17 protein-coding genes and 1 pseudogene are annotated in these 17,934 nt (G+C 68.2%); 11 read left to right on the top strand and 7 right to left on the bottom strand.

Features of this window, described 5'->3' with window-relative positions:
• Positions 1-375: 375 nt before the first annotated feature.
• The 3 genes from WME89_RS31340 to WME89_RS31350 are packed head-to-tail and all read left to right on the top strand — an operon-like array spanning position 376 to position 4,304.
• Positions 376-1,869, top strand: a complete 1,494-nt coding sequence (locus WME89_RS31340) for a serine/threonine-protein kinase (RefSeq protein WP_438003347.1) — start codon at positions 376-378, stop codon at positions 1,867-1,869.
• Positions 1,856-2,962 (top strand): hypothetical protein, encoded by a 1,107-nt coding sequence (locus WME89_RS31345; protein ID WP_438003348.1) that lies wholly within the window; start codon positions 1,856-1,858, stop codon positions 2,960-2,962. Before WME89_RS31340 ends, WME89_RS31345 begins: the two co-directional genes overlap by 14 nt.
• A gap of 1 nt (position 2,963) precedes the next feature.
• Entirely contained in the window at positions 2,964-4,304 is a 1,341-nt protein-coding gene (locus WME89_RS31350) for a hypothetical protein (RefSeq protein WP_438003349.1), read from the top strand.
• Positions 4,305-4,625: 321 nt separating this feature from the next.
• Here the strand turns inward: WME89_RS31350 and WME89_RS31355 are convergent, their stop codons facing one another.
• A complete protein-coding gene (locus tag WME89_RS31355) occupies positions 4,626-5,474 on the bottom strand; it encodes a hypothetical protein (RefSeq protein WP_438003350.1) in 849 nt (282 codons plus the stop codon).
• 1 nt (position 5,475) lies between these two features.
• On the opposite strand from WME89_RS31355, the gene WME89_RS31360 reads away from it, so the two are divergent.
• The 3 genes from WME89_RS31360 (at position 5,476) to WME89_RS31370 (ending at position 8,169) form a co-directional block, all read left to right on the top strand.
• Positions 5,476-6,435, top strand: a complete 960-nt coding sequence (locus WME89_RS31360; protein ID WP_438003351.1) for an erythromycin esterase family protein — start codon at positions 5,476-5,478, stop codon at positions 6,433-6,435.
• A gap of 121 nt (positions 6,436-6,556) precedes the next feature.
• On the top strand, positions 6,557-7,525 hold the full coding sequence (locus tag WME89_RS31365; RefSeq protein ID WP_438003352.1) for a LysR family transcriptional regulator: 969 nt from the start codon (positions 6,557-6,559) through the stop codon (positions 7,523-7,525).
• Between the two features lie 14 nt (positions 7,526-7,539).
• Positions 7,540-8,169, top strand: a complete 630-nt coding sequence (locus tag WME89_RS31370; RefSeq protein ID WP_438003353.1) for a class I SAM-dependent methyltransferase — start codon at positions 7,540-7,542, stop codon at positions 8,167-8,169.
• Between the two features lie 217 nt (positions 8,170-8,386).
• Here WME89_RS31370 and WME89_RS31375 read toward each other — a convergent pair whose 3' ends face one another.
• Positions 8,387-9,169, bottom strand: coding sequence for an alpha/beta fold hydrolase (locus WME89_RS31375; RefSeq protein WP_438003354.1), 783 nt, complete (start codon positions 9,167-9,169; stop codon positions 8,387-8,389).
• A 189-nt stretch (positions 9,170-9,358) separates the two neighbouring features.
• On the opposite strand from WME89_RS31375, the gene WME89_RS31380 reads away from it, so the two are divergent.
• The 3 genes from WME89_RS31380 to WME89_RS31390 all read left to right on the top strand — a co-directional run bounded on the left by WME89_RS31380 (position 9,359) and on the right by WME89_RS31390 (position 11,023).
• The gene (locus tag WME89_RS31380) at positions 9,359-9,859 is read left to right on the top strand and encodes a hypothetical protein (protein WP_438003355.1); all 501 of its coding nucleotides are present in this window, start codon (positions 9,359-9,361) and stop codon (positions 9,857-9,859) included.
• Positions 9,860-9,992: 133 nt separating this feature from the next.
• Positions 9,993-10,142, top strand: coding sequence for a hypothetical protein (locus WME89_RS31385; RefSeq protein WP_438003356.1), 150 nt, complete (start codon positions 9,993-9,995; stop codon positions 10,140-10,142).
• A gap of 257 nt (positions 10,143-10,399) precedes the next feature.
• A complete protein-coding gene (locus WME89_RS31390; RefSeq protein WP_438003357.1) occupies positions 10,400-11,023 on the top strand; it encodes a hypothetical protein in 624 nt (207 codons plus the stop codon).
• A gap of 197 nt (positions 11,024-11,220) precedes the next feature.
• Here the strand turns inward: WME89_RS31390 and tnpA are convergent, their stop codons facing one another.
• Complete coding sequence (gene tnpA, locus WME89_RS31395; protein ID WP_438003358.1) at positions 11,221-11,430, bottom strand: IS66 family insertion sequence element accessory protein TnpA; 210 nt, start codon at positions 11,428-11,430, stop codon at positions 11,221-11,223.
• A gap of 1,025 nt (positions 11,431-12,455) precedes the next feature.
• On the opposite strand from tnpA, the gene WME89_RS31400 reads away from it, so the two are divergent.
• Positions 12,456-13,448 carry a Rieske 2Fe-2S domain-containing protein gene (locus tag WME89_RS31400; RefSeq protein WP_438003359.1) on the top strand — a complete coding sequence of 331 codons (993 nt, stop codon included), beginning with the start codon at positions 12,456-12,458 and terminating at the stop codon, positions 13,446-13,448.
• Positions 13,449-13,518: 70 nt separating this feature from the next.
• Positions 13,519-13,734: a CapA family protein gene (locus WME89_RS31405; protein WP_438003360.1), complete on the top strand. Its 216-nt coding sequence runs from the start codon at positions 13,519-13,521 to the stop codon at positions 13,732-13,734.
• Positions 13,735-13,742: 8 nt separating this feature from the next.
• Here WME89_RS31405 and WME89_RS31410 read toward each other — a convergent pair whose 3' ends face one another.
• The 4 genes and pseudogenes from WME89_RS31410 to WME89_RS31425 form a co-directional block, all read right to left on the bottom strand.
• Complete coding sequence (locus tag WME89_RS31410; RefSeq protein ID WP_438003361.1) at positions 13,743-14,144, bottom strand: transposase; 402 nt, start codon at positions 14,142-14,144, stop codon at positions 13,743-13,745.
• Positions 14,145-14,298: 154 nt separating this feature from the next.
• Positions 14,299-15,051 (bottom strand): IS21-like element helper ATPase IstB, encoded by a 753-nt coding sequence (istB, locus tag WME89_RS31415; protein ID WP_438003362.1) that lies wholly within the window; start codon positions 15,049-15,051, stop codon positions 14,299-14,301.
• 19 nt (positions 15,052-15,070) lie between these two features.
• Positions 15,071-16,603: pseudogene (gene istA, locus WME89_RS31420) on the bottom strand (IS21 family transposase); the annotation flags it as partial.
• Positions 16,604-16,694: 91 nt separating this feature from the next.
• Complete coding sequence (locus WME89_RS31425) at positions 16,695-17,276, bottom strand: transposase (protein ID WP_438011995.1); 582 nt, start codon at positions 17,274-17,276, stop codon at positions 16,695-16,697.
• Between the last annotated feature and the right edge of the window lie 658 nt (positions 17,277-17,934).

The following is a 17,934-nucleotide window of genomic DNA, read 5'->3' on the forward strand; positions in this document are numbered from 1 at the left end:
CAGTAGATGATGGGCTTCAACGGCAGACGCTGAGCACGTCCCCTACGCGGCCCGCCCTTGTTCCGGGGTGCACAGGAAGAAGAACAATAGAGAGCTGGACATGACGCCTCATTCCGGACACCCCCCATCCCCGATCTACCTGCTCGAGTCCTCCGCGGAGATCCGCGGAGAACGGTGATTGTCGTGGGCACCTGATGTGTGTCGCAACGGCGCATGGCGCACCCTATCCCACATTGGGGGAAAGCTCCTGCTGCCCGCGGCGTCATCTCCCCGGGTATGTGGGGGTTGCCAGCGCGTTTCAGGGCGGCGGAGCGCACGCGAGCCCATCAAAGCGGCGCTTGACCTCCCGGAGCCGCTGAGACCACATGGCGAGCCATGCGCAACGTCCCGGTCCAGCCCGGCGACATCCTGGCGGGCAAGTACCGCGTGGAGCGTCTGCTCGGCACGGGGAGCATGGGGGTCGTCGTCGCGGCGGTCCACGTCGAGCTCGGCCAGTGCGTCGCCGTCAAGTTCATGCGCTCGGCCCACAACGTCACCGCCGACGCGCGCGAGCGCTTCTTGCGCGAGGCGCGCGCGGCGGTGCGGCTGCGTAGCCAGCACGTCGCCCGCGTGTTCGATGTCGGCACCCTCGAGGGCGGGGCGCCGTACATCGTCATGGAGTTCCTCGAAGGGCGAGATCTCGCCGCGCTGCTCAGGGAGAGCGGGGCGCTCTCGCTCGACGACGCCTTGGAGTACGTCCTCCAGACGTGCGAGGCCGTCGGTGAGGCGCACGCCGCCGGGATCGTGCACCGCGACCTGAAGCCGGCGAACCTCTTCGTCGCGCAGGACGTCAGCGGCTCGCCGTGCATCAAGGTCCTCGACTTCGGCATCTCGAAGATCAGCGGCGCGGACCTCGCCCTCACCGATGACGACCAGACGCTCGGCTCCCCCTACTACATGTCGCCCGAGCAGATGAGCTCGCCGAAGGACGTCGACGCGCGCTCCGACCTCTGGGCGCTCGGCGTCCTCCTGTATGAGCTTATCGCCGGGCAGACGCCGTTTCACGCGAACACCTTGGCGGAGTTCTACGGGCGCATCCTCGCGGCGCAGCCGACGCCGCTCCGCGAGCGCCGGAGCGGCGTGCCCCCGGAGCTGGACGCGGTGATCCAGCGGTGTTTGACGCACGATCGCGAGCAGCGCTGGAGCGACGTGGCAGCGTTCGCCGGCGCCCTCGCGCCTCACGCGCCCGCGCGGGCGCGGGGCTATCCGGAGCGGGTTTGGCGCGTTCTCAACATGCAGCGGTTGTCTTCGTCGGGAGCCAAGGACGAGCCGGGGGCGCGCCGCGTGGTGTCCTTCCCGCCGCCGGCCAGCGCCAGCCCGCCGCCGGCCAGCGCCAGCCCGCGGCCGGCCAGCGCCGAGGCAGCAGAGGCGACCGCGCCGGTCCCGCTGAACTCCGTGGCGGAGACAGCGCTCACCCTGTCCCCGCCCCGCAGCTCCTCGTCGTTCTTCGAGGTGCTGCGGGAGAAGCCGCCCCGCCGGGCTCTCCTTCTCCTCGCCAGCGCGTTCTTCGTGGGCGCTGCGCTCGCGGCGCTCGTCGGGGGGAGGCAGGAGCGGGCGCCACCCCCGGCAACGACAGGCTCGCGGGCGGCCGCCCTGGGGGCGCCGGACGCGGCCCCGTCCGCGCCCGTTGAACCCGAGGCTCCCCCCGCCACGATCGCCTCTCATGTCGCGAGCGCGAAAGCCCAGGCGGAGCCCACCTTGCCTTCGGCGACGGCGACGGCGACGGCCGCGCGGAAGGCGACGAAGCCCCCCCTGCAGGCGAAGCCCCCGGCCAAGGGCCCTCCCACCCCGAAGCCTGAGCCGACGTTTTCGTACGATGAACGGCGCTAACACCGGGACAACGGCGAGGGGCGCCGACATAATGCGCGCGGTGCGTGGCCCAGGCCCGATGCGTGTCAAGCGCAGCGTCATCGCTGCCAGTGCGCTGATCCTATCGTTATCGCTCGCGCCGCGCGCCCTCGCGGACCCGACCGCCGAGGACCGGGCGGCCGCCGATGTGCTCTTCCGCGAGGGGCGCGCGCTCATCAAGCAGGGCAGGCACGCCCTGGGGTGCTCGAAGCTCGTCGCCAGCCAGCAGCTGGATCCGGTGGCCGGGACGCTGCTCGCCCTGGCAGATTGCTACGAGCTCAATGGCGAGACGGCGAGCGCCTGGGCGACCTTCAATGACGCCGAGGCGATGGCGCGCAAAGCGGGCGATGGGCGGCGCTCGAAGGAAGCGGCGCGGCGGGCGGGTCTCCTCGAGCCGCAGCTCTCGAGGCTCGTCATCGAGGTGGCGCCGGAGGCCCGGGTCGAGGGGCTCGAGGTGCGGCGCAACAAGAAGCTGCTCGATGCGGCGCTGTTCGGCTCGGCGATCCCGGTCGATCCGGGCGAGCATACGATCGCGGCGGCGGCGCCTGGCAAGAAGGCATGGAGCGCGAGGGTGCTCATCGCGCCGAAGGCGGGGCAGAGCACGGTACGTGTCCCTCGGCTCGAGGACGCGCCCGCGCCAGAAGCGCCCACCGTGCCCGAGCGGGGCGCGCGCGTGGCCACGAGCGCCGCGCCGGCGGCGAGCTCGTGGAGCGCGCAGCGGACCGTGGGGCTCGTCGTGCTGGGCGGGGTGAGCTTGGCCGGGATCGCGGTAGGCACCGCGTTCGGGGTCGATACGCTGCTGAAAATCAGCAAGGCGCGCGACCAGCACGGGTGCACCAACGACGACCCTCCCCGTTGTGACGCCGAGGGGGTCAAGCTCCATCAGGACGCCAACACGACCGCCAACATCTCCAACGTGGCGTTCGCGGCGGGAGGCGCGGCGCTCATCACAGGCCTGGTCGTGTTCCTGACCGCGCCGTCGCGCCAGGCCGCGCCGCCGACGGCGCTCGAGGTGCGCCTCTGGCCTGCGGTCGGGGCGGGAACAGCGGGGATGTCGTTGCGAGGTAGCTTCTGAGATGCGCCAGACGCGACCATGGAAGCTCGTCATCGCCGGGGGCGCTCTTCTCGTCGCCGGCTGCCAGATCATCGCTGGCGTGCGCACCGACGCGGAGCCGGACCAAGAAGGCAACGGCGGCAAAGGCTGCAGCGTTCCTCTCGAGTGCCCGGGCGGCGTCTGTCAGGACGGCGTCTGCATGCCGGCCGAGGCGAAGTGCGTGCTGGACCTCGAGCCGTTCGACATCCTCACGTCCGAAGACCTCGGAGGCCATGAGGTCGACACCTCCTCGCTCGTGCTGGCGAGCGGACCCGATCGCGTCTTCGTCTCGGTCATCGACAAGGCTGCGAGCCGGCTCGTGATCAGGACGGTGCACGAGCTCCGGGACCCTGCCGGGTCCAAAGCGGAGTTCCCCCTCACCGACGGCGCGGCCTTCGTCGCCGGCCGCGAGTCGGAGGGGCAAGTGACCCTTCTGGGCAGGGTGGGGTCCGACATCGGGCAGCTCGTCTTCCCCACGACCGCCGACGGCGTGCTGTCCGAGGGGGCGTTCGAGCGGTTTCCCGCGCTCGCCCCGGAGTGCTCGAGCCCCAACGTCGCAGCGTCGATGGCGTTCGCCCAGGTGAGCGATGAGACCTTTTACGCAGCGACGTGCGCGGCGCCGGACGGCTCGACGCGATCGCTCGTCGTCGGCGGCGCGGCCGAGCCTGCGCCGACCCTGGTGGCCCAGGGGCCACGTACCGACGCCTCGCTCAACGTCCACTTCTACACGGTCGCGAACGGCCAGCATCTCCTCCTGCTGGACGACAGCGCGACCGGACAAGCGTTCTTCAGGACGGGCGCCAACTTCGCCGATCTCGGCGTGGCGCACCAGATCCAGTTCAGCACATCTCCTGAAGAGATGGAGTCCTTCTTCGGGGCGTTCCCGCTGCCCGAGGGCGATGGTGTCACGCTCTTGATCGCGCACCTCGTTCCTCCGCCGAGGCTCGCCGTCTCGGCGGAGGTAGGCGTCGTGAGGGACTTCTCGTCGCTCGTCGAGGTCCCCCCGCCTGGCTTTACTCCCGTCTTCAAGCTCCAGAACGTGAACCAGTACAACCCCCCGGCCCCCCCCATGAGCGACGGCGAAAACGTGTATGTGACGTTGGTGCCGCCCCCTGGGAAAAGCGTGAATCTGGGCTGGTTTACGCGAAGTGGTGAGTCATTGCTCCCTCAGGAGCAGATCTTCTCCCTACCGGACGGCAGCAGCGCGCAGATCCTCAGCTCGACCGTCGCGCAGCTCGGCATCAAGCTGCTCATCGCCTGGATCGAGCAACGCGAAGGTGCCTACTCCGTCCGCGGCCAGCGGCTTATCTGCACGTTGCAATAAGAGCTCTTCGTCGAAGCTCGGGCCGGCGTGCTCATGCGGCAGCACGTAGAGGAGCCTGCGTCCACAGGCCAGGAATCGCGCTGTGCCGGTCGCTGTTCGGACTGGGTTTGACCCACATGAAGCGGAGCTTGAGAATTCGCTGCTGTTTCAGGCGACCGCTCGTTATCGACCGGCTTTTCTGGCGGGACTCTTCCGCGGGGGCGAACCGGTGCGATCCGTCGCTTGCCCGGGGATTTTGGAAGAGCGTGACGACGGGTGGCACCCCTTCGGACGGCGTGGGCCCAACCCGGGCCCAACGGTCAAGCCCCGGGCCTGGGGAGCTCACCGTGACCGATCCGTCGCGTCGTGCTGCGGTGGTCGCCTCGCTCGCCAGTGCCCTGAGCCGCGCCGTCGTCCTCGGGGATGAGGTGGCGGCCCGGGTCGTTCACGAGGCGATCGGCCGGCTGCTCGGGCTGCCGGTGGTATCAGAGGGATGAGCAAGCTTGGGCCGACGTCGTTCGCTCGGCCGCGGACGGCGCGTTCTGCTTCGAAGGGCTGGCGCCCGGCGACTACGGCCTCACCATCACCTCGGCGGACGCGACCTCGGCGTACGTCGACGTTTTCGCCGCGGACGGCGCGAGCAAGGGCCACGCGATCGACGTGCGCCTCGGCGGCGGCGGCTTCACGCTGCGCGGGCGGCTCACCGATCAGCGCGGGAACGCCGCCGGCAAGTGCGTCGTGCGGCTCGCGAGGCTCAGCGATTTCGCCGCCGACCTGTTCGTCACCGAGAGCGCGGCCGACGGCAGCTACGCCGTCAAGCTCCCGCCCGCGACGTACCGGATCGAGGTCGCCGCCGACGATAGGGTCGCCCAGATGCACAGCGTGCAGGTCGATCGCGACAGGACCGCCGACCTGGTCCTCACCCCCCGGAACCCCCACGACCGCCCGCCGCCCGAGGAGGTCGTCGCGTGGCTCAAACAGAAGGCGATCCCGATCGCGACGCACGAGGCGGGCCACGGCTTCGCCGACCTCGATCCGCTCCGCGCGATCGTCGGGGACGCGCGCGTCGTGGCGCTCGGCGAGGCGACGCACGGCACGCGCGAGTTCTTCCAGATGAAGCACCGCGTGCTCGAATTTCTGGTCGAGCAGATGGGCTTCCGCGCGTTCGCGATCGAGGCCGCCGAAGAGCAAGATGGTGGTCTGGGCGCACAACGGCCACGTCCAGAGGCGCCCGGGCCCGGTGCGGATGTCGATGGGCCGCGTCCTCGCGGACAGGCTCGGCAAGGATCTCGTCGTCTTCGGCTTCGCCTTCGATCGCGGCTCGTTCCAGGCGCTACAGATGGACAAGGAGCCGCGGGGCCTGCGCGATTTCACGGTCGGCGCGGCGCCGCCGGGCAGCCTCGACGGAGCGCTCGCCCGCGCCGGCGTGCCGGCGTTCGCGCTCGATCTTCGCGTCGCGACCGGCCCCGCGGCCACGTGGCTGCACACCCCGACGACCTCGCGCTCGATCGGCTCCGTCTTCAGCACGGACAGCCAGGAGTCCTCCTTCGCGCCCGAGCCGCCGGCCGAGCTGTTCGACGCACTCTTCTTCTTCTCGCAGACCACCGCGGCTCGCTCGACCCCGAACGGCAAGCGCCCTCGCAAGGACCGATCGTCGAGGCCCGCGCTCGCCAACGGCGGCTTCGAGGAGGGGACCGCGGGCGCGGCGCCGCTCGAGTGGCAGCTCAACGCTTCCCCTCGCAACCTCGTCTACCGCGCGAAGCTCGTCACGGACCGGCCCGCGGGTGGCAAGCTCGCGGTGCAGATCGATCGCGCGCCCACGCCCGTGCCGGCGCCGTTCGGCGCGGGCTCGCTCATGGAGCGCATCGACGCCCGGCCGCTGCGAGGCAAGCGGGTGCGCTTCTCCGCGAAGACGAGGCTCGAGGGCAAGGGCGTCGGCGACGAGGCGTTCGTGGCCATCATGGCGGACAGCGGCGCGAAGCAGCGCACGTTCTCGAAGCAGGTGAGCGCCTCGAAGGAGTGGCGCGAGACGGCGGTCGAGGTCGACGTCGCGCCGGACGTCGAGTCCCTCGCGGTCGGTATGGTCGTGACCGGCGCAGCGAAGGCGACGGTCGACGACGCCGCGTTCTCGGTGGTCGCTCCCTCGCAGTGAAGAGCGGCGGATCGGCAGCCTGACGGGCAGCGCGTAAGGGGTCTCTGGATGGGCGAGCACCGTCGACTCCCCCAGACGAGACGCGGCGTGTGTGCATCTGTCGCGCGCACCCGCGAGGGGTATGCTGGCGGGCATCGTGGACTGGGATGACGTGCGCCATTTTCTCGCGCTCGCTCGAACGGGCTCCGTTCGCGCGGCGGGCTCGATGCTGGGCGTGAGCCACTCGACCGTGGCGCGGCGGGTCGAGGCCCTCGAGACGCGGCTCGGCGTGAAGCTGTTCGACCGGCACCGAGATGGGTACCTGCTGACGGACGCGGGCAACGAGATGGTCTCGGGGGCGGAGCGCGTCGAGCGGGAGATGGCCGCGCTGGAGCGCGGCCTCGCCGGGCAAGACGCGCGGCTCGAGGGGCCCGTGCGGGTGACCTGCACCGACCCCTTCATCGCGAAGATCCTCCTCCGCCCCCTGGCCGGCCTCTGCGAGCAGCATCCCGGCATCGAGCTCGAGCTGGATGCCGATGCCAAGAACCTGGATCTGTCGAAGCGCGAGGCCGACATCGCGGTGCGCGCGCTCCTTCCGAGCGCGTCTCCGCCGGAGCACCTGATCGGGCGGCGGCTCGTCCCCATCACCCTCTGCAACTACGTCGCGACCGCACACGCTGCCCAGCTCGACCCCGAGCGCGGCGCGCGCCCCGCGCGCTGGCTCGGATCCAACCTGCGCAAGATCGCCGAGGAGCTCGTCGCGTCGTCGAGCTATCCCGAGGTTCCGATCTGGGGCACGTTCGAGTCGATGGCGATCATGATGGAGGCCGCACACGCGGGCCTCGGCTTCGTGATGCTACCCACTTACGCCGGCGATCCGGAGCCAGGGCTCCAGCGCCTCGCGAAGCCGGACCTGCGCTACCTCGCCGACTTCTGGCTCCTCAGCCACCGCGACCTCCGGGACAACGCGCGCCTGCGGGCCGCGCGCGAGGGCATCACCGCGGCGATGACAGAGCGCGCAGCGCTGTTCCGCGGCGAGGCCGAGGGGTGGCGCGAAACTGCGCCCTTGCGTCACGAAGTTGCACCGGGCGCAGACGCGCCGCGTGCATAGAATCGTCGACCACGATGAACACCGACGCCAAGTTCTGGGACGGAATCGCCGAGAAGTACGCCGCCAAGCCGGTGGGGAACGTCACGGCCTTCGAGCGCAAAAAGGCCATCACCCGCGAGCACCTGCGCCCGGGCTCGACAGTCCTCGAGATCGGCTGCGGCACCGGCTCGCTCGCCCTGGAGATGTCGCCGTTCGCCGGCCACATCCACGCGATGGACGTCTCGCCCGAGATGATCCGCATCGCCAATCAGAAGAAGCAGGTCCAAGGCGTGACCAACGTCACCTTTCGCCAGGGCACGCTCGACGGACGTGCTCCGTATGAGCCCGAGCACTTCGACAGCGCCTGGGCCTACTCCATCCTCCACCTCGTCCCCGATCGGAGGCGCACCCTCAAGACAATCTTCGACCTCCTCAAGCCCGGCGGCTCGTTCATCTCGTCCAACGTCTGCCTCGGCAGCACCTGGGTACCTTACGGCGCGATCATCACGGTGCTGCGCTGGTTCGGGAAGGCGCCGGTCGTCTATGTCTACGATCGCGAGACGATCCTCCGCGAGATGCGCGAGGTAGGGTTCGTCGAGATCGAGGAGAGGGAGGTTGGTGCTGGGGGGACGGTTGCGTTCGTCGTGACGAAGAAGCCGGGGTAGCGCGCAACTCGCTGCGACCGAAGATCATGCGACCGAGTTGCCGGCGAAACGCGCCAGCGGGCTCAACGCCGCGGCGAGGGAGGCGCTCTTGCGCTACGTCCTGCGGACTCCGAGCGCGCAGGAGCGCGTCGCGCTGCAAATTGGTCGCCAGCTCCCCTCCCCAGAGGACGCTCAACCAGTTGCGACGACAGTCGCCACCGGCGCCTGAAGCCGGCCATCACGCGCGTGCGTCCTCGCGCGTCGCGTGCATGGCAGGGTTAACCGCTTCTCTAACAGCGTCAATGACCAGCTCTGGCTCGGTGAACTGTGGGAAGTGGGCGCTGCGAGCCGCAATCACATGTTTGCTCAACGGCGACAGGCTTGCCAGCTCCTTCTGGTGCTCGGCCCGCAGTGCAATGGCTTTATCGGCCGTGGCCCAGGCCATCGCGGGCTTACCTCCAGTGATGACAGTCAGCGGAACGGGCGGAAATGCGGGAGCGGCTTGCAATTCGGAAGCCGACGTTTCTGCGTGTCGGGTTTCGGCGTTCGGATGTGGCGGAGCAATCCGCTCGACGAGAAACGCCAGAGCGCGCTGCGGGGCGTTCTCGTACCGCCTGAGGGTAGCGACGTCGCTGGGAGAAGAGGCCTCGATGAGCACAACCGCCGTTGTCTCCGAGGGGTGCAGGCGCGCGAAGAGATTCACGATCAGTCCGCCGAGAGAATGACCTACCAGCACGTAGGGAGGCGGTAGACTTGCCGCCAACAAGACGGCCCTCAGCGACGCAACCATGTGCGAGCCAGTCTGCGGCACCACGGGCCGCGAACTGCCGCCGACACCGGGACGGTTGTATGCAAATACCGTCGCGAAGCCGGCGAGGGGCGCAAAGATCTTGTACCAGCCTTCGATTGGCCCGCCGGAGCCGTTGACGAGAACCACTGTTGCAGGTCCGCCACGCGCGACGACATACTCGATGACTTCACTGGCGATCTGCGCTTGTTGCTTTGGCGGAAATCGATGCATGAGCTACGGCCGTCGAGGCGGCGAACATCCGTCGAACGGTCATCCGAAGACGCCGGACCAGGTCTGTCCAGATCGTCGCCTTTTGTGGACCTCGTCCCGCGGAAAATCTCACGGGTCGGCTCTGCGCCGCAAGACCCAAACGCTGTCCAGCGCCACAGGGTAGATCCGTCCAACACCCAGGGCGAGGCAGTGCTCGACCCCTTGTGGGAGTGCCTGCTGCCCGGCCTGGACGACGCGGGAAGCGCCCGAGACGACGAGATCCTCGCCGATCGGCTGCGGCGGCTGTCCTTCGCGCCGGTGCCGGGTTCGGCCGCCCCGGAGCGTTCTGCCAAGGCGAGACTCGACGCCTCCGCCAAGGATTCGGCGCTGCCCGACGGAGCCGCGGTGATCGTCGATCCCGTGGACGGTGGATGGCTCCTGCGATTCGGCTCTTTCCTCGACGTCGAGGCCGGCCACGGCGAATGGCGGGAGAGCTCGTCGCTCGGCCGCCCTGTCGTCGCGGCCGACGCCTGGCAGGGCAACTCGTTCGTCGCCGAGCTCTACGTCATCACCCCCCCGCACCGGGTCCGGCTGGTGGTCGACGCCGACGCGGGGACAGCGGAGGCGACGTGGAGCACCGTGCCCCTGACCAGCCCCGATCTGATGTTGCATCTGCGGTCGCCATTGATGACACGGCCCGACGTCGCATAGGTGATGTCGGAACCGGTGCGATCCGTCGCTTCCCTGGGGATTTCGGGAGGGCATGACGACGGATCGCAGCCCCTCGGAAGGCGTGGGCCCAACCCGAGCCCAATGGTCAAGCCCCGGGCCTGGGGAGCTCGCCGTGACCGAGCCGTCGCCTCGGGCGGCCGTGGTCGCCTCGCTCGCGGGCACCCTGAGCCGCGCCGTCGCCCTCGGGGATGATGTGGCGGCCCGGGTCGTTCACGAGGCGCTCGGTCGCCTGCTCGGGCTGCCGGTGGCACCGGAGCGGTGAGCAAGCTTGGACCGACCGTTGAGCTCGCCGCTCGCGTGGACTCGCTGCCGGAGCCTTGCCGCTCGCCAGCGCCCGCGGGCTCTGCTGAGATCGCCCGCGCGCAGTGGTTGCGTGCCGAAGCGCCCCAGAGGGCAGCGCGGCCGGTCCTGGCCCATGTCGGCACACGGCTGTCCGTCGCCTGCCAGGGGAATCGTTAAAATATCAGCTATTTAGACGCTCGCTGGCACGTGGCATGATACATGCTATCGAGCGTCCCCATGAAGGGTCTTCTTGTTGCTGGGCTCAGCCTCTTGGGAATTGCGCTTCTTGGCTGCAGCGGCGGTGGAGGCGGTGGCGGCGGGGAGGGGGGCCAAGGCGGCGATGGCGGGGCCTCATTCCAGTGCGACGAATTGCGTGACGAGGCGTCGCCAGGGAACGTGGTCTTCAAACTCACGAACAAGCGCGCCACGCCGATTTACTACGACGACAACGGCGAATGCTCGAGGGCGTTCAGGGTCAGCGAGGGCGATGCGATGCCCCAATCACCCGACCTGGCCGGGTGGCCCACCTGCGGGTGGTACATGGACAACGACGACCAGGGCCCGCTCGATTGCTACGCGAGCGAGCTGAAAACGCTCGGGCCGAACGAGAGCGTCGACCTCACCTGGGATGGCCGGGTCCTCGAGCACCATGATCTGCCCGCCGAATGTCTAGACGGCCGCGAATTACCCCCGGCCTGCGACAAGCTCGTCGCGCTCGACGCTGGCACCCTGACCGCGCATGTAACTTTCTGGGGTGACCAGGATTGCACCAACGACATGTGTGCGGGGATCGATCATGCGATCAAGCAGCAGACGTTCTCGTTCCCCGCCGCGGGGCCGGTCGATATCGACCTGGAGTGAACGTCGGCGTTTTGACGCGATCGGTTTCTTGCAAGCACGGCAGCGCCGAGGGAAGCGGCTGAGCGGATCTCCGCCCGAGAGAGGTTACTGTCGCTTCACAGGCCCTTCACCGCGGGCGACGCGGCGGCGGAGGGCGCTCCGTTGGGCCACACCGGCCCCGCCCTGGGCGGCGAAACAGGCGGACGCTATGGAGATCGCTATCGTTTCCGGCGACCGCTCGTCATCGACCTGCGCGGCTCCGTCGACGACGACGGCGGGGGCTGCGGGGGCCCGTCAGCCCGCAGCTTCCAGCGCCACCAGTACAGCTGCTTCGGCTTGTACCCCTCACACCGCGCGAACTTCTCGGCACTCAGCCCGCTCCGCTCCCATCGCGCCACCCGCTCGGCCCACTCCACCCTCGTCGCCATCGCTTCCTCCTTCGTCGCGATGGGAACAGGTAGCCGGCCTCCCACGGATGGTCACGATGCTCTTGGCTGGGCGCTTACCTTGGGGCGCAGCTCCGCGCGCTCGTTGCGGCGGCGACGCTGCCGTGCTTCCTGGCTCTGGGTTCCTTCGAGAGCGTTTAGGCTTTACCGCTCATTGTGGGCCTCGCGCTCCTAGAGATCCCTCATGTCTTGCCCGCAGCATCCTTTGGTGTATATTGCCGATTCAGCCGATAGGGCATCTCGAACAATGGGCCAAAACCACCTTCGCTGAAGAGACCGAGGTGGTCACGCAAGGCGCCGTTGTCTGGGAGCCCGCCCTGAGATCGGCCTTATGGAAGTCGTTCCCTTGTCCTTCGTCGCACGTGGTCATGTGCTCACCGACGCGACGTCCGTTGTCGCGGTGTTACGGATCCGATGACGAGCGTCGAGCGTGCACGCAGAGGCAAGCACGCGTGAAATTCATGATCAAAGCGCACAGCACATCCATTCAATCGCCTGCGCGTTTGTATTGCTCCTGTCTGCACCGATAGGGTGCGGCGGGCAAGAAGATGTCAACGGTGGCGAGGGTGACGCGCAGGCGCAACCCGCAACGGGTTCGGTGGCTGCACCTCAGTCGATCGGGCTACCTTCGGAGTGGCGGCTCGAGCGGTTGAGGAAGGTGGGGGCCCGGAATCAAGAGATCTACGGGCACGCGCAGTGCATTCAGGCTCCACACCGAACGATGCGGCGTTAGGCGACAGGCCGAGTCCGCAAAAAAAAGACGCAGACTCGTCCGGAAAAGCCGTCAACCTCATTTTGGAAAATGTGGTCTAGGTCACTCCCGGCCCTGCGGAACGGTTCCGGCCTCGCGTCCGCGAACTCAACATCGCTGCCTGACCTCACGCATGGTTCGGCGACACCAACGATCTAAACTTGATCTATTTGTCGCAATATGGCAGAAAGGCTCTATCTCCCATTCCCCCCCAAGCCCTGTTATCGATCCGAAGCCATTCCCCGATGCACCCCCCATGCTTCGAGGATACTGGTACACCGCCTGCGCTACCTCGCGGCTTGCAAAAGAGCCTCGTGGGGTGCGCGTGCTCGACCAGGATCTTGTCGTCTTCCGCGATGGCGCTGGTCAACCCCGCGCGTTGCTCGACCGCTGTTGTCATCGCGGTGTGCGGCTCTCGCTCGGCTCCGTCACCAAGGGGAACATCGCCTGTCGCTATCACGGATGGTACTTCGACGGCGAGGGCCGGTGCGTTCACATTCCGTCGCTCACCAAAGACCGCCGGATCCCCGAGAAGGTCGGAGTGCCATCTTTTCCTTGCGAGGAACGCGACGGCTATGTTTGGGTTTTCCTTAGCGAAGGCGCGCCTCCACCGCTTGAGGGCATCCCGCGTTTCGCATCACGCCGGTGGATGCAGGGCGCGATGGATATGCGCTGCGACTACCTAAAAATGATCGAGAACAACGTCGACTTGTGCCACCCCTACTTCGCCCATCCCTGGACGCATCTCCAGTTCTTCACGATCCTATTCCGGGGTTTCCAAGAGTACGAGTACGAGGTGCGCGTCACCGAGCGGGGGATTTTGGTCTTCACGCCGGCGACCTCGGATCCCGAGGCTCCGGTCCCACCGGACGCTATGATGGCGACCTACGAGCTTCCCAACCGGGTGACGGTGGAGACCACCAAATTCCATGCGCCCATCATTATCATGCACTTCGTTCCCACCGGGGAGAACAGTTGCCGGCTGGAATGGATGGTCACGAACCCGATGCCGTTCGGCCCCAGGGTCGGGTGGTCGAAGCAGGAACCGAAAATTTTCGCTCAGGATCGTACCCTTCTTGAGAGCGCGCAACCCTGGTATGACCGCGGCGGCGGGACCTTTGAGAGGAGCGTGGAGGCTGACGCTTCGACCCTGCTTGTGCGGCGGGTCGTCGAGCTGGCCGCGCGTGGCGCTTGGGAGAGCACGCGGGCTTCGCTGCCAAAGCGCCGGCTGGTCGGCGTCCGCGCCTAGCCCATAGGTTGCCGTCTTTACAGGCCCGCCCGCCGGCGCCGATGCCCTCTCGCGGGCAAAAATCACCCTTGTGGCCACCGCGAACAACCACATGTGGGACTGCGGGGAGCGCGCCTTCTTCGAAACCCTCAAAAACCTCGAGCGCGCCGGCGTCGTCTATGCCGGCGCCGGCCGGAACTACCGCAAGACCTATTCACCGGTCTTCCTCGATCACAATGGCTTTCGTATTGCCTTCCTCGCCGTCACGGACGTTTGGAACCAGGATCCTTGGCGCGCCACCCCGTAAAAGCCAGACTATCGGCAATGTCCTGGTGTCGTGGCCATGGCGAGCCATCGCATGGGGCTGGAGCATTGGGGACACACGGTCACATCCACGGAGAACACATGTCGAAGCAGCCAGGCCCACGGCCGGCGGTCGCTTGGGACGCCGGTGTCGTCGGCCTTTGCGGAGCCGTCGAACAACGACAGCTGCTCGACGCCCACAGGCGCCGCGGGTGGCTTCGGCGAGGCGGCGCCCGCTGAAAGGCGCGCGGATGCCACGACCTGCTTTCGAAGCGTCGCATTCGGCGCGAGCGCGCCGTGGAAACGAATCCTAGGGAACCACGGCGGCGGCACCTTGGCACAAAGCCTCGCTATCAGCTCATCCGGCTCGAAGAGCACGAACCGTGTCCCATCGCGCCACGGCTTCTTCATCATCGTAGCGCACCTTCCCATCGGCGAGCTGCACGAGCCGGTCCTGGGTCGCGCGAAGCCCTGGATTGCGTATTCCGACGGACGTGACGGCTCGTTCCGGAGCGACGCGACGGCCCAGTCCGGCGTGACGTGGACCGGAGCGTAGCGACGAGCGCGGTCAGGTCTTCGTCTCGGTCACCTCGGGAGCCACCGCCTTCTTCTTCCGCATCGAGCCACCGCGGAGCGTCACCAGGTGCGCGTTGTGGACAACGCGGTCGCAGATCGCATCGGCGATACTCGCCTCACCGATGGCTTGATGCCAACTTTTCGTCGGGATCGGCGAGGTGATCACAGTTGACGACCTGTCATATCTATCCTCGAGGACCTCGAGCAAATCGCGCCTCTCGACGTCGGTCATGGGCGCGAGGAGGAAGTCGTCGAGGACCAACACGGCTACCTTGGCGAGGCGCGCGAGGGCGTTCGCGTACGTCCCGTCGGCACGCGCGACCGCGAGTTGCTGGAGCAAGCGCGGGGTACGGATGACAAGGGCGCGGAAGCCCTGCCTGCACGCCGCCTGCGCGAGCGCGCCGCCGAGAAAGCTCTTCCCGGCTCCGGTCGCTCCCAGCACGATCACGTTCTGCTTCACTCGGACCCACTGGCAGGAGCCCAGCGATCGAGCGAAGGACCTGTCCACGCCACGCCCTGCCTCGCAGGAGAAGTCCTCCATGCACGCGCCCCCCGGCACCCGCGCATCCTTCAGCAGGCGATGAAGCCGCTTGTTCTCGCGCGCCGTCCACTCGCGGTCGACGAGCAACCCGATCATCTCGTCAGTGGAGAGTGGCTCCGTCGCCGGTGCAGCCGCCCTCTCTCTCAGCATCGCCGCCATCGCGTTCAGCTTCATCTCGACCAGCTTCTGAATCGTCTCTTCCAAGATCACTCCTCTCCTCCTTGTCGAAGTACTCAGCTCCGCGGATGTTCTCGTGCGCCAAGGCCCCCCGGGGCGGCGGCTCGACCGGCGACACGCGGTCGAGGCCGTTCCTCAGGATCGCGGTCACGCTCTTGGCGGTGGGGCTGCTGATGCGAAGCGCACGCGCGCACGCAGCGTCGACACGCCCCCGCCCATACTTGTCCGCGAGCCGGATCACGCCCAGGCACGTCCGGTAGCCCGTCTCCGGGTGGGTGCGGTGGCGCATGACCGCACGCGCGAGCTCGCCCACGTTCGGGCCGATCGTCTCGGCCCACGCCACCACGCGCTCCGGGGGCCACTTGCCGTAGTCGCGATGGGCCCTGGGGCGATGCTCGTCCACGATCACGGCCGTGCCCTTCCGCCCGTAGCTGCGCGCGTGCGACGCGACGCGCACGCCGTCGTGGAACAGCTCCACGACCGCGGCCGTCGCTCGGATCTCAACGCGCGCACCGACCAGCGCGTACGGCGCGCTGTAGAGCCGGTCGTCGTAGCAGACGCAGTAGTCGATGTTGACCTTGGCGTGCTTCCAGTCCGCAATCTCGTAGCGCCGCGCCGGCAGCGGACGCATCACGGGCTTATCGATGGTCTCGAACGCCGTGCGCCGGCAGCCGTCGAGCCGCTGGAAGGGCCGCGCGTTCAGCCGCTCCAGCAGCGACGCGATCGCGTCGTTGAGCTCGGCGAGGCTGAAAAAGGTCCGGTGTCGGAGCGAGGCGAGGATCCAGCGCTGCGCGATGAGCACGCCGCCCTCGACCTTCGCCTTGTCGCGCGGCTTTCGGGGCCGAGCCGGGATGACCGTCACGCCGTAGTGCCGCGCCATCTCGAGGTAGGTCGGGTTGATGTCCGGCTCGTACCGATCCGGCCCGGAGACCGCGCTGCGAAGCTGGTCGGGGACGAGCACCTCGGGCACGCCACCGAAGTACTCGAACATTCGCACCGTCGAGCCGACGAAGTCGGCGATCTTCTGCGAGCGCGTCGCCTCGGCGTACGTGTAGTTGCTCGCGCCGAGTACCGCCACGAACAGCTCGACCTCGCTCACCTCGCCGGTTGTCCGATCGACCAGGTGCGGCTTCCTTCCCGAGTAGTCGATGAAGACCTTCTCGCCGGCGCGGTGAACCTGACGCATCACGACGCCGAGCTTCTTCTTCCAGCCCGCGTATAGGTCGCAGAACCGGCTGTACTCGTAGGGCTTCAGCGGAGCCTGTGCCGCGCTCGCTTCGCGGTACTCGAGCCAGAGCGTCTGCAGCGTGACGCACGGCTTCGACAGCTCGCGGTGCACCCAGGAGAAGTCGACCGGCACGCGCGCGGGCGGCTCGTTGCGACCGACGTCGCGGAACAGCCGCGACTCGATCTCCGCGTCGGTCATCTCTCGGGCGACCTCCCACGTCAGCCCCGCCTTCTCCGCGCGCGCCAGGTAGCCGCTTACCGTGCTCTCGCCGACGCAGGCCGCCGCCGCGATCTCCGCTCGGCTGCGCTTGCACTCGAACTTGAGCCTCAAAATCTCTCGAACCTTACGCATCGATAGCCGCTCCGACATCGCGCCCATGTACGCGATGAGGCTGCGACCGCGAGCGCCGCCTGCGGGCCGTCATCCCCGTCGGAACGGTCCGTCACGTCCCTCGGAACGGCCCGTCACGTGCGTCGGAACGAGCCGTCAGGTGTGGCGGAACACCCCGTCGGGTGGCCCGGAACGCCCCGTCACGTCGGTCGGAACGAGCCGTCACGTGCTCTCGGAATCGGCCGTCACGTCGGCCCGGAATACGCACTCGGAGAAGACGGCGACAGCCCGCGGAGCCATTGCGGGGCGACGACGTGTGGCGCGGCTCTCGTCCTGAGACGGCGGAGGCACAGAGCGCTGCCTCGGGCTCGTCGTCCTCCTCGACGTCGTGCTCGATCTCGAGATGCCCGTGCCGCCGGAGGTAACGGAGCATTCGCCCGACGGCGTGCTCCAGGACCTGACCGACCTCGCGCGTTCGCAGGTGACCGAGTTCGTTCCACACGAGCTCGGTGCCGTCTTCGTGATAAGCCCCGTCGAGGAAGACCACGTGCAGATGCGGATTGAGCCGCATGTCGCCGGACGTGCGTTGCACGACGGTCACCGCGCCGCTCTTGACCGCGCCGCACGCGCCTCGGCGCGCACCGCGCTCTTCGTAGAACCGCTCCACGCTCTCGACGAAGATGCGGGTCAGCACGCCGAACAACACCCCGTCCTGGGCGAGCCTGCGCCGCCACGGAAACGGGCTCGCTCTCCTAACCGAGGGCCGCCGTACTGGAAGAGCACCGTTCTGCGCCGCAAGGCGCCCGGTGACGCCGCATAGCGTCTCGCGACGCGCCTCCCGGGCCAGACCAACGCCTGGACGGACACGTGTGCCCACGGCACGCCGATGCGCCCCGTAGCGCGCTCGGCGCCGCCCGGACCACGCTCCGCTCTTTCGACCCAGGACCGAGCCATCACGACGTTCGCGGTCCCACCCTTTCGGTTTGCTGCGTTACGCTTTTTCGCGCTGCGATCCGGCTTCTTTTACCTACGCGCCTACACTTTTTCGCGCTGCGATCCGGCTTCTTTTACCTACGCGCCAACGAGGCCGACGCCCGCAGGGACCAGGAGGCCTGCGAGCGCCGCGTCGAGCAAGCGAGCGCCGCGGCGGGAGGCCCGGGCGGCGCATCGCGTCGTGATACGTTGCAGCCGTGACGAAGAGGCCGATCACGCTGGGCACGACCGAGGATCCTGCGCTCGAGGAGCGGCGGGCTCGGGCGCCCGCGCGTCCCTTCCTCTTCGTCGTCCTCCACTGTGACCGACCGGCGCTCGGCGACGCGCGAGGGATGCCTCTGGCGGGGGCTCCTGGCTCG

It is taken from the genome of Sorangium sp. So ce321 (assembly GCF_051530195.1).
Taxonomy (GTDB): domain Bacteria; phylum Myxococcota_A; class Polyangia; order Polyangiales; family Polyangiaceae; genus Sorangium.